The organism is Streptomyces sp. NPDC057307, assembly GCF_042667665.1.
GTDB lineage: Bacteria > Actinomycetota > Actinomycetes > Streptomycetales > Streptomycetaceae > Streptomyces.
Window position 1 is genome coordinate 1 of the sequence record NZ_JBHUZM010000155.1, and the last position, 16704, is coordinate 16704.

Annotated in this window: 10 protein-coding genes; 3 read left to right on the forward strand and 7 right to left on the reverse strand. The window is 69.3% G+C overall.

Features of this window, described 5'->3' with window-relative positions:
- Positions 1 to 91: 91 nt before the first annotated feature.
- A complete protein-coding gene (locus ACFUN8_RS32340; RefSeq protein ID WP_383645515.1) occupies positions 92 to 1024 on the reverse strand; it encodes a zinc-binding dehydrogenase in 933 nt (310 codons plus the stop codon).
- 117 nt (positions 1025 to 1141) lie between these two features.
- Here ACFUN8_RS32340 and ACFUN8_RS32345 point away from each other — a divergent pair, with 117 nt between their 5' ends.
- Positions 1142 to 1822, forward strand: coding sequence for a TetR/AcrR family transcriptional regulator (locus ACFUN8_RS32345; protein WP_383645517.1), 681 nt, complete (start codon positions 1142 to 1144; stop codon positions 1820 to 1822).
- Between the two features lie 415 nt (positions 1823 to 2237).
- On the opposite strand, the gene ACFUN8_RS32350 is transcribed toward ACFUN8_RS32345, so the two are convergent.
- The gene (locus tag ACFUN8_RS32350) at positions 2238 to 5360 is read right to left on the reverse strand and encodes a tetratricopeptide repeat protein (RefSeq protein ID WP_383645521.1); all 3123 of its coding nucleotides are present in this window, start codon (positions 5358 to 5360) and stop codon (positions 2238 to 2240) included.
- A gap of 446 nt (positions 5361 to 5806) precedes the next feature.
- Here ACFUN8_RS32350 and ACFUN8_RS32355 point away from each other — a divergent pair, with 446 nt between their 5' ends.
- Positions 5807 to 8089 (forward strand): tetratricopeptide repeat protein, encoded by a 2283-nt coding sequence (locus ACFUN8_RS32355; protein ID WP_383645524.1) that lies wholly within the window; start codon positions 5807 to 5809, stop codon positions 8087 to 8089.
- 30 nt (positions 8090 to 8119) lie between these two features.
- Here the strand turns inward: ACFUN8_RS32355 and ACFUN8_RS32360 are convergent, their stop codons facing one another.
- The 5 genes from ACFUN8_RS32360 to ACFUN8_RS32380 form a co-directional block, all read right to left on the reverse strand.
- Positions 8120 to 8719, reverse strand: a complete 600-nt coding sequence (locus tag ACFUN8_RS32360) for a hypothetical protein (protein ID WP_383645527.1) — start codon at positions 8717 to 8719, stop codon at positions 8120 to 8122.
- Positions 8716 to 9957, reverse strand: coding sequence for a hypothetical protein (locus ACFUN8_RS32365; RefSeq protein ID WP_383645529.1), 1242 nt, complete (start codon positions 9955 to 9957; stop codon positions 8716 to 8718). The genes ACFUN8_RS32360 and ACFUN8_RS32365 overlap by 4 nt, the downstream gene beginning before the upstream one ends.
- Positions 9958 to 10100: 143 nt before the next feature.
- Positions 10101 to 10433 (reverse strand): SCO4225 family membrane protein, encoded by a 333-nt coding sequence (locus tag ACFUN8_RS32370; RefSeq protein WP_383645532.1) that lies wholly within the window; start codon positions 10431 to 10433, stop codon positions 10101 to 10103.
- Between the two features lie 107 nt (positions 10434 to 10540).
- Complete coding sequence (locus ACFUN8_RS32375) at positions 10541 to 11242, reverse strand: response regulator (protein WP_383645541.1); 702 nt, start codon at positions 11240 to 11242, stop codon at positions 10541 to 10543.
- A gap of 44 nt (positions 11243 to 11286) precedes the next feature.
- Positions 11287 to 13593: a histidine kinase gene (locus tag ACFUN8_RS32380; protein WP_383645535.1), complete on the reverse strand. Its 2307-nt coding sequence runs from the start codon at positions 13591 to 13593 to the stop codon at positions 11287 to 11289.
- A gap of 1111 nt (positions 13594 to 14704) precedes the next feature.
- On the opposite strand from ACFUN8_RS32380, the gene ACFUN8_RS32385 reads away from it, so the two are divergent.
- The coding region (locus tag ACFUN8_RS32385; protein WP_383645538.1) for an NB-ARC domain-containing protein at positions 14705 to 16704 on the forward strand (2000 nt) is incomplete at its 3' end.

Here is a 16704-nt window from a genome sequence, read left to right on the forward strand (position 1 = left end):
GACCAGTCCCGGGGGCCGACGCCGTATCCCTGCCCGTATCCCCGCCCGTATCCCCGCCCGTACGCGTCTTCGGATCACCGCAGGTCTCAGATCACCGCAGGTCGAGGACGGCCTTGCCGTGGAGCCGGCGTTCGAGCAGGGCCTCGACCGCCTCGGGCGCCTTGTCCCAGCCGCCGCGCCAGGAGACCTGCGCGTCAAGTTCGGCGGCGGCGACCTTGGACGCGAGCAGGGCGAGGTCCGGCCCGAGGTCCGGGCAGTCGAGCAGGTAGAAGGTGACGAGCGAGCGGTCGTGCCGTCCGTCGTTGCCGAAGAGGGCGCCGTACGGGAAGTTCTCACCCTCGTCGGTCGCGACGTGCCCGACCGAGACCAGCGTCCCGCCCTTCGTCAACCGCGTGAAGGCGTCGACGAGTTGGCTGCCGCCGACCAGATCGACGACCCCGTCGACCGGCGCGCCGAGACCGGCGGGACCGGCGACGACCTCGTGCGCCCCGAGCGCCCGCAGGCCCGCCCCGTGGGCGTCCGGGTCGCCGGTGGAGGCGATGACGTGCGCGCCGCCGAGCCGGGCGAGCTGTACGGCGTACCGCCCGGTGCCGCCCGTCGCCGCGGTGACCAGGATCCGCTTGCCGAGCAGCGGACCGATCCGGCGCAGCGCGCGCAGGGCGCTGGCGCCCGCCACGGGAACGGTGCTGATGGGCCCGAGGTCGGCGCCGGCCGGGACCGTACCCATCGCGTCGGTTCCGACCGCCCGGAGTTCGGCCCAGGCGCCATCCGGTCCGAGGGTGACCACGGGCGTACCGACGGGCGGACCCGATCCGTCGGCGGCGGCGCGTTCGACGACTCCGGCCGCGTCCCAGCCGAGCACGGCCCCGTCGGGGGCCTCTCGCAGGACGAATCGGACCTCGCCGTGATTGAGGGAGGTCGCGGCGACGCGGACGAGGGCCTGGTTCGGCGCGGGGTCGGGGTCGGGGGCCTCGCCGAGCCGTATGCCGGTGGGCGTGGAGTGGTCGACAAGCAGAGCGCGCATGGGAGGACGCCTTTCTCAGGGACTCGACCCGTTTCTCAGGGACTCGACCCCGCCCAATGTGCCACTGAGTGGCATACGCGCACAAGCGGCATTCGCTTCTCCGGTACGGTGGAGTTCATGAGCGCCGCGCCACCCGGATCCCCCGCCTCCCCCGCCTCCCCTCCGCCGAGGTCGCTTCGCGAGCGAAAGAAGCAGCGCACGCGCCAACTCCTGGTGGACACCTCCCTGGAACTGTTCACCGAGCGCGGCTTCGACAAAGTGACTCTCGACGAGCTCTGCGACTCCGTGGAGGTCTCCAAGCGCACGTTCTTCCGCTACTTCACCAGCAAGGAAGACGTGGCGATGGCGCCGACGCAGGACCTGTGGCTGACGGTCCTCGACCTACTCGACACGGCCGACCTCGGCCCCGCCGACCGGACGGTCCTGAGGCTGGCCCAGGACACCCTGCTCACGGCGCTGGACCGGACGATCACCGACGACTGGAGCCAACGCGTCCGGCTCAGCCGCCGGCTGACCGAGCGGACCCCCTCGATGGACGCGCACGGCCTGCACTTCTGCGACCGCACCACCCGCACGGCACTGGCCACCCTGCACCGCCGCCTCGACATCCCCGACCCGCTGGACCTGCGCCCCCGGCTGGCCCTGGACATGCTGGTCGCCGCGTTCCACTGCGCCCTGACGACTTGGGCGTCCACGCCCGGGGGCGACCTGTCCACTCACACCCGCGCCGCCTTCACGGCCCTGACCGAGGCCGCCTCCTTCCCGGCGACACCGCGCCGACCGACGCCGGAGGCCTGAACCGTCGGCCCGGACAGTGGAATGCCGGCCACGTTCCGTGGTCCGGCATTCTGCTGTCGACTCCCTCAGATGCTGCCCGGGCCTCCAGAGTTAATTGCCGAGGCTATGTACGCCATGCAAACCAGGGTCTTACCCATAAGCACCAATACGGCGATGCTGCCCTTACTTGTGACGCGGATGCAGGAGTCGCTGTTGCTGTTCGACGACACAGATGTTGTCCTTCGGTTCTCATTCTTTTGAGGCAGGCGAGAGACAGCGGGACTCAGAAGAAGTCGCTCCGCGATCACCCTGCGCGAGGATGCTATCGCTTCTTGGCACTCTCCTCGCACCACACCCGGACAACGGAAAAAGCGCGTCCTTGGCATATGCCGCCGCATATGCCAAGGACGCGCGTGTTCCGCGATGTCGGTACGGCCTAGCTTTCCGGACTCCTCAACCGCCCGAGCCGCTCCAGCGCCAGCGCGGCCCGCTCCTCGTCCGCACGCGCCCCGATCCTGCGGCTGACAGCGCGGGACTCCGCCAGGTGCGTCGCGGCCTGGTCGAGCCGGCCCGTGTCCAGCTCCGCCAGCGCCAGGTCGTAGAGCACCCCGATCTCCTCAGCCGCAGCCTGGATACGACGCATCACCGCCAAGGCAGCCAGGTGGTGCGGCAGCGCCCGCTCGCTGCGCCCTGCGGCTCGGTGCGCCCTGCCGGTCCCGTTGAGGGCCGTACCCTCCCCCTGCACATCGCCGACGGCCCGTAGGGCGGGCAGCGACATTTCGTAGAGCGCGAGGGCTTCATCAGTGTTTCCGCGATCGGTCAGAACGCTCGCGAGATTCATCTGGAGAGTGGCCCGGTCTCCTCTTCCCCCCATGGTCTTCGAGACACTCAACGCTTCCCGGTAATACCGCTCGGCGTTTTCTTTGTTGCCCAGCTTCTGCCAGAGTTCAGCCACGTTGTTCAATGTCCTGTATCGCCCGCGATCATCACCCGCGTCGGTGAAACCGGTCAAGGCCAGCTGAAAATACTCGACAGAATCGCGGTCCTGTCCGAGATGGAGATGGATTATTCCAAGGAAATTGTGACTGCGCGCAATTTGCAGAATGTCACCCAATTGCTTACGCAAAAATAGCGCGCGCTCCTGAAGATTCTGGGCGAGTGCCAGTTGCCCGGTGTGCCACATCGGAATCGACATATGATGAATGCACTCACTCTCAAGCACGGTGTCCTTGAGAGACCGAGCGAGACCGAGCGCCTCACGCGCCGTCGAGTAACCCTCGTCGTACTTCCCACCGTGGACGCACACCACGCTGAGGTCGAGCAGGGCCCGTGCCCGCGCCGCTTCCTCGCCCGCCGTACGCCAGTGGGCGACGGCCCGGCGCAGCGGCGGATCGGCGGTGGCGAGATAGCCCTCCATATCCAGAAATCCCGCCAACACATGGACGCATAAGGCAAGTTGACGTTCTGAACCGTTCTGTCGAGTCCAGTCGAGAAAACTCAGTAAATTGGCGCTCTCCATGACCAGCCATCGCTCTGCCGACCGTGCGTCACCGATCCCGGGCGACGGCGTGGGAGGAAGATCCATTCCGTCTGCGGCGATCCGCGAGCGGAACGGGTAGGCGAGCCGGTCGGCTCGGTCTGCCATGCGCAGGTAATACGCTGCCAGCTGCCGCATTGCCTTCCGGGGCCCGCCGTCCTCGACCTCGCCCGCTTCTCCGTCATCCGCGGCTTCCGGTAGGGAACCGGAATAGGAATCGATGCCTTCGTCGGGCAGCGTACGTGCGTACGTACGCAGCAGATCATGGATGGTGAATCGGTGCGGGGACGGCTCGGAAATCAGGCGATGGGCCAGGAGTTCCTCCAGTGCGGATTCGGTCGTTTCCAGCGAGAGACCGGTCAGGGCGGCCACCGCGTGTGGTCCGAATTCGTATCCGAAGTGGTGTCCGACTCGGCGGAAGACCAGTCGCCGCGATCGGGACAGCGCATCGTACGAGGAGGCGAAGACGTCCCTCAACGTCCGCTCGCCGTCCCGTATCTCGGCCAGTCCGCCGTCCCTGGCCAACTGCGTCAGCAGATCCGACGTGGTCCACGAGGGCCTGGCGAGAAGGCGGTTGGCGACGATCTCGATGGCAAGCGGCAGATGGCCGCAGATCTGGACGATCCGCGCGACGTCCGACACCCGGCTCACGTGCCGGCCGTCGACCCACTGGTCGAACAGCGCGATCGCGTCGTCGTGCGGCAACACGTCGAGGGAGACGGACCGTACACCCGGCAGACCAGCGAGCCGGCGCCGGCTCGTCACGACGACGGCGGTCGGCGACGCCCCCGGCAGCAGGGGCTTGACCTGCTCCGGTCCCGCGGCGTCGTCCAGTATCACCACCATGCGGCGATCCCGTACGGTCAGCCGCCAGAGCGAGACCAACCCGTCAAGGTTCTGGGGCAGTTCGTCAACGCCGGTGCCAAGCAGGCGGAGCAGTTCGGTGAGGGCGTGGGTGGCGCTCAGGGGCTCTCGGTCGGAGCCGTAACCACGCAGATGGAGGTAGAGCCTCCCATCGGGAAACCGGTCACGCATCTGATGGGCGAGGTGCACGGCCATCGACGTCTTGCCCACGCCGCCGAGGCCGTCGATCGCCTCGATGGTGATGACCGGAGCCGCGGTATCCGGCGATTCCGTGAGTGCGGCGGTGAGTCTCCGCAGTTCGTCACGCCGCCCGACCCAGGGAATGTCGCGGGGTAAGTTGTCCGGAACGTGACGTCCGGAGCGGGCCGGCGCGCGCGCTCCGACACCGGAGTGCTCCAGCAGCGCCGGTGCCGGCGTCCCGGCGAGAATTCCCCGTTGGACCTGGTGCAGCCGTCGGCCCGAGTCGAGGCCCGTGTCACGGACCAGGCGCTGTCGCGTCCGCTGGAGGAGTTTGGTCGCCTCGGCCACCCGGCGGCTGCCGTAGAGCGCGAGGGCAAGCCTTTCCACCAGCGCTTCGTCGTCGGGGTGTTCCTGCGCCAGAGGCAGCAGTACGGGTACGGCTTCGGTGAACTCCCCGCCCGCCATGAGGATTTCGGCCCGGACCACGGCGGCAGTCAGCCGCGTCTCGGTGACGGTGTCGCGCAGATGGCCAGCCCAGTAAGCCGCGATCCCGGCCAGGGGTTCGCCGCGCCAGAGACCGGCTGCGTCGTCGAGCAGTTGGATCGCCTGGTCCGGGCAGTTGCCGGCCGCGAGGGAACGCGCCTGGTCCACGTAGCTGGTATAGCGTCGCAGGTCCACCCGGTCCGGATCGATACCCAGCAGATACGAGTTGGTGCGGCTGGTGAGGGGCGGGGCGTCGGCACCGGCGATCCTGAACGCCTTGCGGATCCGCGACACATGGGTGTGCAGCGCTTCCCTGGCTTTGGCGGGTGGGTTCTCGTCCCAGATCCGGTGAATCAGCGTATCGACGCTGACGGTCCGGCCGGCGTCCCAGGCGAGGGCGGCGAGTGCCAATCTGGTTTTGGTGGAACCGAGATCATTGCGTCGGCCTGCGGCCCGTACTTCGACAGATCCAGAAAGTCGAATCTCGAATTCCACCAGCGTCCTTCCGCCGGTCCGGCCCATCGTTGGCCGGGTATCCGAGAGTGACATGGATGCGCCACATGTGGCTATATGGGCATCCCTTAAGTCCGAAACTGACTTATCGCTGAACGATCCTGTTCCTTCACAGGGTGAAGTGGGGAAAGACTCTCCTGCTGGCTAAAGGCATCGCATTCCGCGGGCATATGCTGTCGGCATGATGCACACGGAGTCGAACGGGGGTTATCGCTGTGGTATTTCCGGAATCCGAGGGCGCGGACGCTCTGTTGTCGGCCATGGTCACGTGCGCCGCTCACCGGGAATCCTCCGGATGGCGGGAGTTGGACCACGTCGTACAGGTGGCGGCGCGGGCGGATCGGGCCGTGTCCGCGCTGTGGCCCCCCACGGAGCTGCCTGAACTGCGCCAATTAGCCCATATTTTAGGTGAATTAGCTTCTCATGACGTGGCCACGGCCGGTGTCCTGCACGGCTGGCTACACCACCACGCGCCGCCACCGCCGCGCCCGGCACCGTCACAGCCGCCACCGCCACCGTCCGCGAGAAACAGCATCACCGACGGAGCCGTGCTGCACGGCTCGACCGTGCAGGCTCGCGACGTCCAGGGCGGCATCCACTTCCACCCGCCGACCGCCCCGAGCAGCCCGAGCCTTCCGGTGCCCCGCCAACTACCGCCGGTCCGCGCGCGGTTGGTCGACCGCGAAGCGGACGTACGCGCACTGGATACCCTCCGCTCCCGGCGATCCGCCGACGCACCCCAGCTCATGGTGGTCAGCGGCTTCGCGGGGGTCGGCAAGACCACGCTGGTCGCACGCTGGCTGCACGAGCAGACGGACAGCTTCCCCGACGGCCAGTTGTACGCCGATCTGGCCGGCCACAGCACCGAGGAAGGGAGCGGCCCCGTCCACGCCTCCACCGTCCTGGACGGATTCCTGCGCGCGCTCGGCGCGCTCTCCGTACCGGCGGACACCGCTCAACGAGTCGCCCTGTGGCGCTCGTTGACGGCCGGTCTCCGGCTGGCCGTACTGCTGGACAACGCCTACACAGCCGCCCAGGTCCGCCCGTTGCTGCTCGGTGCGCCGACCGGACTCACCGTGGTGACCAGCAGATCCCAACTCACGGGACTGCTCGCCGACGGCGCGGCCGTCCATCGGCTGAAGGCCCTGACCACCGAGTCGGCCGTCGAACTGCTGACCGTCGGAGGTGGCGGGCAGCGCGTCGCACATGACCTGGAGGCCGCGCGAAGGGTGGTCGCCCTCTGCGCCCGGCTGCCGCTAGCGATCTGCCTGGCCTCCGCGCAGCTCGCGGTCAGACCGCACCGTTCCGTGTCCGCTCTGGCCGAGAGCCTGTCCCAGGGGTACGGGCCCCTCGATGCCCTGCGGGTGGACGGAGAGGCCGTGGTGCGTACGGCGTTGGATCTGTCGTATCGACTGCTGCCGCCCTCGAGCGCGGCGCTCTACCGGCGCGCGGGACTGCTGCCGACGGACCGGTACGACCTGTTCATGCTGACGGCGGTCAGTGCCGAGCCGACGGCCCAGCAGAACGGCACCGACACCGACGCCGGTGCCGATGCCGACCAGCCTTACGAGGGATACGCCGCCGACACCGACGCCGTCGACCTGGCCCTCGGCACCCTCGTGGAAGCCAACCTTCTGGAGGAGACCGGCCCGGGAACGTACCGCTTCCACGATCTCGTACGCCCGCACGCACGCCGGCTCGGCGAGGAGGAGAGCACGTCGCTGCGCGACCACGCTCTCCGCCGCTACGTCGACTGGTGTCTGGCCACCGCAACCTCGGCGGAGAGCATCCTCACTCCGAGCCATCGCACGCTGGCGCGCGACTACACCCGCCCGCGCGTGGTGCCCACCGCGTTCGACGGCCCGGCCTCCGCGCTGGCCTGGCTCGACTCGCACCGAGACGGACTGATGGCCGCGGTGCGGCTCTGCGCCGAGCGCGAATGGCACGCATCCTGCTGGCAGTTGGCGGACGCCATCTGGCCGTTGGTCCTGCGCCTACGCCCATCGGACATATGGTGTGAATCGCACCGACTGGGCCTCGCGGCGGCGCGGGCGAGCGGCTCCCGGGCGGGCGAGGGCCGGATGCTGACCTCGGGGGCGATGGGGCTGCGCGACGCCGGCCGTCACGAGGAGGCGGCCGACTGGTACACGCGGGCTCTGGAGCACGCCACCGCCGACGGTGACACGAAGCAGCGGGCACAGGCCATCAACGGCCTCGGCCACCTCAGCCTGCTGACCGGGCACCTCGACGAGGCGCGCGCCCACTTCGAACACTCCCTGCGTCTGTGGGAGTCGGTCGGCTACGCGCGAGGCGTTGCGCTCTCCCGGCGGCGGCTCGGTGAAACCGAGCTGGAGGCTGCGGACTTCCCGGAGGCCGTCCGTCAACTCGTGCGTGCGCACGACGAGTTGGTGTCGATGGGTGAGGAGTACGAGGCCGCCCGGGTGCAGGCGACGCTCGGCCACACACTGGTCCTGGACGGTCAACACGGCGACGGCACGGCCAAGTTGACGTGGGCCCTGGCAGCCTTCCGGGGATCCACCGAGCGGGACGCGCACTGGGAGGCGCGCTGTCTGGCGTGGCTGGGCGAGGCCGCCGAGTGGCAGGGCGACCGGGACGAGGCCCGTCGCCACTACGAGGCCGCCAGGGACATCTACCGTCTGCTCGCCCCGGACGAGGCGCAGCGTATGGAGGACCGGCTGCGACGTCGCTGAGTGCGCCGCAGCCGGTTTCGCTCCGTACCCTCACCGATCAGCGGCGCGTCCCCGTACCGAGATACCGACGGACCGCAGACCGGCCCGAGAGCCGCCGGCCGACAGCCAGGTGTGAGCCACGGAGGCGATGAGGTCGGCCGGCAGTTGTCGCCGAACGGCCCACGCGTCTCCGCCGTCTCTCACCGCCAGGGCGCACCCCCGCGAGGAGTCGGGCACGGCCACGACGAGACAGCCCGGATACCGCACGAGCAGCTCGTTCGCACGGCGGTGAGCCGCCGCCGGGGCCAACGACTCGCGGACGACGAGCACATCGGCATACCGCGCCCTGTCCGCCTGCTCGGGAGCATCCGGGTTCACGCGCAGGTGTACGTCGCACGCGAATCGGCCCCGCAGGTGATCAACGGGCCCGTCGAGCCGCGCGCGCTCGTGGCAGGTGACGTAACCGAGGGCTTGGCAGGGCGCCGAGTCCGGGGCACACGCTCCTCCGCCCACCGGCCGCCAGAGCACGGCCAAGGAGCGGGAGGCCAGCCCGCGCCCCCGGCCGACCGGACGGCCGAACCGCACCGTGCACCAGGCGGCGTCCGCCCACCGGGCCCCGGCCCGCGCCGGCGCCGGGGGCCGGAGCGTCACTGTGCCAGTCCCAGGTCGGTGGCCGCCCAGCGGTCGAGCGCCGGTGGCAGCGGCAGGGGTGACACGACAGGCGCGTAGGCCGGTTCGCCCAGGTTGAGCAATCGGTAGACGACGGCGCGCATCCGGCGGTGGAACTGGCCCGGTGCCGAGGACAGCAGGGCGGCCACCTGCTCGTACTGACCGGGCCTGCGCTCGCGCGCCGCGTAACTCAGCTGTTCCTCCAGCGGATACGCCGGTGAGACCACCGGCGCGACGGTGGCCAACAGCGCCGCGGGCGAGGATGCGGAGATCTGCCGCCTCGGTCCGGGTGTGAGCAGCAGGGTCGCTTCGGTGAGGGTGGCGTAGGCGGTCAGCGAACCGTGGTCACCGATCACCCAGTCCGCCGCGATCAGAGGCGCCTGCCAGTCCGCCTCGGGCGGCAGGACCGCGATGCCCCGGCCCCGGCACCCGGCCAGCCAGCTCTGCACCTGCCACGTGCCGTGACCGGCGAACACGTTCGGATGAATCAGCAGCGCCACCCGGTAGCTGGGGCCGAAAGGCCGACTCAACAGCTGTGGCAGCAGCGAGTCGAGCCGTCCGAAGGTGGAGGCGGGTCCCCAGGTTGAAGGGATGAGCACGAGGCGTTCCCCGGCACCTATCCCCAGCGCCTGGCGGAACTGCTCACGGCGCGGCAGGCCCGCCAGGATGCGGTCGACGCAGGGATCCCCCACGACGTCGGCCGCCGGCAGTGCCTCCGGGCAGGAGCGCGCCAGCTCCGTGAGATCCCGCTCGTGCGCGTACACGACCGCGCCGGGCCTCATGCGCCCCTCGTGCAGCAGTTGCTGACGGCTCATCATCCCCGGCACCGGCTCTACTCCCGGCGGCAGCGACGAGGCGTCTGTCTGCGGTTTGATGTGGCCGGCCCCGTGCGAGATTCGCAGTACCGGAGCCTTCAACTCGTGCACGCCCCGTGCCCCGGCGGCAAGCGCCAAGTCGAACTCGGCCCGCAGGGCCTCCTCCCACGGCACTGTGGTGATGCCCAGACTCCACAGATACTGCGGAACGCCGCTCCCGAAGGCGTGCGGCGCGGCGGTGAAGACGACCTGGATACGGAGATCGGCCTCCAGCAACGCGAAGACCTCACGCAGGCGCTGCGCGAACGTCACCGTGTGGACGACGACCAGCACCCGCTTGCAGTCCTGTACGGTCAGCCACTGACCTTGTTCGATCAGAGCCGATTTGGTGGTTTTGACAGACACAACGGTCCCCCATGTTTGTCGGCTGCGTACAGCAGTCGGCAGAGGGATTCCCGACCCGCACTTCGGTTTCCTTGCAGCGTCCTTGCAGCAACCTTGCCCGGCACTAAGACCCGTGCGCGCTGCGCGCTGTTGCCGCCAAAGCCTCAGCGGGAAGCCGAGCGCGCGCTGCCTCCACGGCGCAGCGCGCGGGCGCACAGGCCGATGAGGGTGGCGTTGACGAGCGCCCCGAACGCCACGGCGACGACAATCATCGCGGTGTTGTCGGGCAGCGCGAGCAGCACCAGGCTCGCCGGCGCGGTCGCGAAAATCGGGATGACGCCCGCCATGGACTCGTCCGTGCTGTCGGTGGCGCTGACCACGAGCGCCCACACGAGCAGCGCGGCGCAGACGGCGAGGTAGACAAGGGCGAAGATGTCGCCGAGGGCGTGGCGCAGTCGGCGGGAAACGGAAGCGGATGCGGATGCGGAAGCGGACATGGCAGTGCACTCCTTGACGGCGATGGTGGTGCGGACTTGTTGTTCGGGCACCTGGCTGTTCGGGCACCGGGTTGTTCGGACATGGGGTTGTTCAGACACCGGGCTGTTCAGACACCCGGCGGGTTCGGGCGGGCGAGCCCGAGGTCGTACGCGAGGATCGTGGCCTGCACCCGGTCGCGCAGTTCGAGCTTGCGCAGCAGCGCGTTCACATGGGACTTCACGGTGCCGACGGTGATGCCGAGTTCCGCGGCGATCTCCGTGTTGTTGAGTCCGGACGCGACCAGCGTGAGGACGAACCGCTCGCGGCCCGTCAGGCTGTCCAGCTCACGTAGACCGCTGCCGGCCCGGATCCCGGCGCCCGCTCCGGACGCGTAGTGGCCGATGAGGCGACGGGTCGCGGACGGGGCGAGGACGCTCTCGCCGGCGGCCACCACCCGGATGCCGTTGAGCAGTTCGGGGGCGTGCACGTCCTTGAGCAGGAACCCGGAGGCGCCGGCGCGCAGCGCGTCGAAGACGTACGCGTCGAGGTCGAAGGTGGTCAGCACCAGGACGCGGGGCGCGTTCGGCCGGCCGGTGATGATCCGGGTGGCGGCGATGCCGTCCAGTCCGGGCATCCGGACGTCCATGACGATCACGTCGGGTGCCAGTTCTTCGGCGAGACGTACGGCGGCGGCGCCGTCGGCGGCCTCGCCGACGACCGTCATGTCGTCCTCGGCGTCGATCACGGCGGCGAACCCCGCCCGTACGACACCCTGATCGTCCACGACCAACACACTGAGGCTCGCCGGACTGCTCGTCGGACTGTTCATCGAACCGCTGGCCGGACTGCTCGTCGAGCCGCTCATCGAACCGCTCATCGGTCCCTCTTCTCGTCGCCTTGATCGAGCGGCAACCGGAGACGAAGCATGCCCGCCGGTTCGGTGGTCAGGGTGCCGCCGAGCGCGGCGACCCGCGCCGACAGCCGCTCCCGTACGACGGGCAGGGCCGCACGCGGCACCCCGGTGGCGGCGAGCGTCAACGTGTCGTCCGCCGCGTCGAGTTCGAGCGTCGCGGGCTCCTCGCCGCCGGCCGACAGCACCGTCTCGGCGGCGTGGTAGGCGGCCAGGTCCACCGCGGTGGGCAGCCGCTCCGGTACGCGGTCGGTCAGCCGTATCTCCACGTCGCGGCCGGTCGCCCGGCACTGCTGGGCGAGCAGGTCGAGGGCCTGGAGGGTGGGCTGCGGCCGCAGTTCGGGCCCGGTCTCACCTTCTCGTACGGTGTCGAGCAAGGCGCGCATGGCCGCCAGGGCCTCGCGGGCGCGTTCGGCGGTGGTGTCGAGCCGGCCCGCCTCCGCCTCCGCGACCATGTCGGTGGTGCGGATGAGCACGGTGGTCTCCAGTCCCCCGGCGATCCGGCGGCGCTCGGCCCACGCGTCCCGTACGGCCTCGCCGGTCCAGACGGCGAGGCGCTCCTCGCGGGCGCCCCGGGCCGCCCGAACGCGCCGCCCCCGCAGGGTGCCGCCCCACCGGGCCGCGCCGATCGCCAGGGACGCCCCGGCGACGGCGTACGCGACGACCGCCCAGACGGGAACGGTCGTGCCCCGGTCCAGGACAGCGGCGGTGATGGCGGTCGCGTGCACGGCCGCGCCCACGGCCGCGGCGCCGATCACACGGCCCCACCGGCGGTCTTCCGGGCCGTTGCCGTTACGGGCCGCGTCCGCGGCGAGAGCCGCGCAGGTGGCGAGCATGCTCAGCGCGGGCGGCAGCAGGACGGGACCGCCGTACTCACCCGCCGCCATCGCCACCGGCCAGAGCAGCGCCAGACCGAACAGGGCACCGAGGGCGACGCGGGGCGACCGGCGCAGCCACAGCAGCGCGACGGCCTGCGCCGCCGCCAACAACGCGAACAGCACGCCCGCCGACACCTGCGACCCGGTCGACGTGGACTCCGACCGGATGACCAGCGTCGGGAGCAGCGGCTGGAGGCAGAGCCCGACGGCGGCCACGACCTGCGCCGGCCGGTAGCCCCGCGTCACGTCCGGCTCGACGGGGGCGGCGGTGCGGCCGGGCAGCACCGCACGTACCTCCCATCCGCCCTCCTCGGTGGGGCCGCTGGTCAGCGTGCCGCCCGCCTCCCGCGCACGGGACCGCAGAAAGCCCTGGCCGCGCCCCGAGCCGAGGCCCGCCCCGTGCGCGGCGGCACCGGCCGGCGGTACGGCGCTGGTGACGACGACGTCGGTACGGGTGTCCCCGTACCGGCAGAGCACCGTCGTACGCGCCCCGGGGGCATGCCGCGCCACGTTCGTCAGGGCCTCGCGCACGATGCCGTACGCCGCGTCCGCGACGGCGCCGTCCGGCAGGGGGCCGATCTCGCAGTCGACCCGCTGGTCCAGCCGCCGGAACCCGGCGACCAGATCCCGCAGCCGCTCCTCCGGCGACGGCAGGTCCTCCCGCGAGGGTGCCGGGGCCCGTACGGCGCCGAGCGCCCGGGTGACCTCACGGCCGGTCTCGGCGGCGAACTCCAGCGCCTCGTCGGCCAGTTCGGGCCGCCGCTCGCGCAGCCCGAGCGCCGCCCCGGCCGTGACCACCACGGCCGTCAGATGGTGGGCGCTGACGTCGTGCAACTCCCGCTCCATCCGACGCCGCTCGACGGCCGGCAGCCGGTGCCGCTCGGCCTCGGCCCGCTTCAGCAGCCGTTCGGCCACCCACCGCGCCCGCCGGTTCCGCCGCACCAGCAGCCCGGCACCGCACGCGGCGACGTACAGCAGGGCGGTCAGAACGAGATCGAGCCCGTCCCGCTCGCTGAGTCCGTGCAGGCTGACGCCGTGCAGCAGTTGCCAAGCGGCGAGTGCCACCACGCAGAGCACGGCGGTGAAGGTGTCACGCCCGGTCGCCACGGCGTACAGGGCGAGCGCGACACCGGCGGTCCCGAGCACGGCCACGGCTCCAGTGGGCGTCGGCCCGGCACCCAGCGCACAGGCGACGACAACCACGACAAGCACACCCACCGGCCGCCCGGCACGCAGCACCAACGCACCCCCGACCAGCCCGGCGACCAGCACCACGACAAGCAGATCAACCGCCCTGGGCACGTCCCCACGCACAAGCCCCGCCCCCGGCCACACCACGGCCTGGGCGCATATCAACAGGACCGGAGCCAGCCGGTCGTCGGTTCGATTCATAACAAGATCAAGGCTATGACCCGGGCCCAGTACCCCAACTCGGGCTGAAGGCGGATTCGGCTCTCTTACCTGGGTTGCAGAACCGACCGGCCGAACACCCCGAAGACGCACGCCACCCGCGCACTGGGGGGCCCTGCGGCGCCGTTCACCATCCCCAACTACCCGACCAGCTCGGGAGAAAAGCAAAAGCCCCAGATCACGGCGAGTGAGTTCTGGGGCCTTCACAGAGCCGCCTTCGGGATTCGAACCCGAGACCTACGCATTACGAGACCGGGAAGGGCCGTGCTACCTACTGCCGCACGGTGCTGCGTAGTTGCATCACATCTGGTCAGAGGACGTGCGGCAATCTTCCCCGTACCACTCCGTGTTGCGCCGTCCAAAGGCGTCTGTCCACCGGCCGTCCACCGGCAAGGCTGGCCTCCGGCCACTGGGCCGCCCGCCACAAGCGCCTCGGCTCTAGGCAGTGCCGTCTGTGCGCTGTTCGCCGCACCGGCTGTTGCAAACCTACAAGTCACCGGGGCGCGTCCACCTCTACGAGCCCTGCGGGGAATAGCACCTGCAATGGGAGCCACCATGTGGTGCCGTTCCTTCATGACTGGGAGGTGTTAGCCACCCGACACTGGCGCCCGATGGCGGGGGCCGAACCCGCCCGGGCTCTGACCGCGTTAGAGCAAGAGGTACGGGCCGGTAGGAAGCTGATGCCTGGCGGGATCTTCAACTATCGCGGGCCGTCCCGCGCGACGTTGGCCGGGATGTGAACGGCGGGCACACCGCGGTCGCCCCGGCGCTCCAGCCCTCACGGCACTGCCCGCCGAATGTTCAAGGAGATTATCGGGAGTAGCGGCACGTTACCTGATCGCCTACTCCTCCAGAGCGCGCGGCACCTACAAGCTGGAGCGCGTTTCCAGTTTCCTCTTCTCATCGGAAACAGGAAACATCCAACTCACCGGCCAAGTCCGTGGGATGCTTCCTTCGGTAAGGGGCTGACCATACTTCCGCTCGATCGCATAGCCGTGCACCCGAAGAGCAGAAAAGCCTCACAAGGCATACCTCTCGCAGTCTTATCGGCTCGTCTCTATTGACGTTTCGCGCAACAGAGGAACTTGGAATCATGAAAAGGGATACCCTCGATTTCGGTAGCGAGCTGCGCCGACGGCGGACCGAGAAGAAAATCACCCTGGGCACGCTCTCTATTCAGCTGTTCTGCAGCCCAAGCCATCTCAGCAAGGTGGAGACAGGGAAGACTAAAGCAAACCTTCGATTCGGCAGGATCTGCGATGATGCGCTGGAAGCACAAGGCGAACTGGTAGCGCTTCTCGAGGGCGAGGAAACGATGGAAGAACGCCCCACCGACATCAATTTAATTTTCGGTCTCCCTGCTTCGCCCTCTCATTTCGTAGGGCGCCCGCAGGAGCTGCAAAGGGTCGCAGATCACCTCTCTGGCGCGCTCCAAGGCAACCTGTGCGTAATCAGCGGTATGGCCGGCGTGGGCAAGACCGCCCTGGCGCTCCAGGGGGCCTGGGCAGCGTCGAAGTCCTTTCCCGACGGATGCTTCTTCCTCGACTTCAGCGAAACGTCGCCCTACGGCGCGCGAGAGGTGCTCAGCTCCTTGCTCCAGCTGATCGGGGTTCCTGAGGAGCGACTTCCTTCCCGGCCTGACGCCCTGGCCAACCTCTGGCGCAGCAGGACTCGTGACAAGCGCCTGCTGCTCGTACTCGACAACGTGCGCAGCACGGCGGACGTCGCTCCGCTGCTCTCGTCCGAGCCCGGTTGCAAGGTGATCGTGACCAGCCAGAAAAGCCTCAGCGCTCTCGAAGAAGCGACCCGCGTGCCCGTGGGGGTACTGACCGATACGGAGGCCGGGGCGCTGTTCCGTAAGGCCGGAGGGGAGCGGACAGCCTGCGCTCCCGAAGCAGTGGTCCGCGCCGTCGTCGAGTACTGCGGCCGACTACCACTCGCCGTCCGAATCGTCGCCGCCCGGCTCCGCAGCGGATCGATGCGGAGCGTGGCCGAGCTCGAAGTGAGGCTGTCGCACGAGGCTCATAGGCTTGAGCTGCTCGATGACGGTGACCGCAGCGTGGCCGCCGCGCTCACCGTATCGTGTCACTATCTGAGCGGGGAGCAACGTCGGGTTCTTGCGCTGCTGGCACTGCATCCTGGGCTGGCCGCCGATCTTCACGATGTGGCAGTCCTGGCAGACGTCGCCCCGCTTCGCGCCGCGACGCTCGTGGACAGCCTTGCGGACGCCCACCTGGTGACCCACGAGTCGTCGCGCCGTGTGAGCATGCATGACCTTGTACGACAGTTCGCCCGAGTCGAACTCCTGGCTCATCTGACAGTGGAGGAGCAGCACGCTGCCCTTCGGCGTCTGCTGGAGCACGGCCTTCGTCTCGCAGTGGCCGCAGACAAGTTGCTTACTCCCCAGCGCTTCCGGCCGCCAGTCATCCTTGACGACTTTCCCGAGGGAGCATGGGCGTTCAGCGACCGAGCGGCAGGGGTCCTCTGGCTGGAGTCGGAGTGGCGGGGTCTCGTTGCGCTGTGCGAGACAGCTGCCGAACTTGGCCTCCACTCCTTGTGCTGGCAGCTGGCTTTCACCCTGCGCGACTTCTTCTTCCTCACGAAACGGTGGGGTCCTTGGATCGAGACCCATACGAGGGCAGTCGAATCCGCCCGTACGGCGGGGGCTCGGACGTGGCTGGCCATCAGTCTGAGCAACCTCGGGGTCGCGCACTCGGACCGGGGAGATCTCACCATGGCTGTCGGCTATTTCCAACAGGCATTGGTGCTGTATCAAGAGCTGGGCGATGACGACGGTGTGGTGAATTCCGTCTCCAACTTGGCCTGGACCCAGCTCTATCTGGGCGAATACGAAAACTGCATGGACGGCCTTCATACCGCGCTGAAGTATTACCGGCGCATGGAGAACAGGCGGAATGCCGCCATTACGCTCCGCGGAATCGCGCTACTGGAGGCAGAGCTTCGGCTCTGCCCCTCCGCCGTCGAGCACGCACAGCAGGCCCGAGTGGAATTTCATGCCTTGGGGCTGGAGCTGGATGCCGTGATGTCGGTGAACTGCGCCGCTTGGGCTCATTTCCAGTCCGGCGACCACCG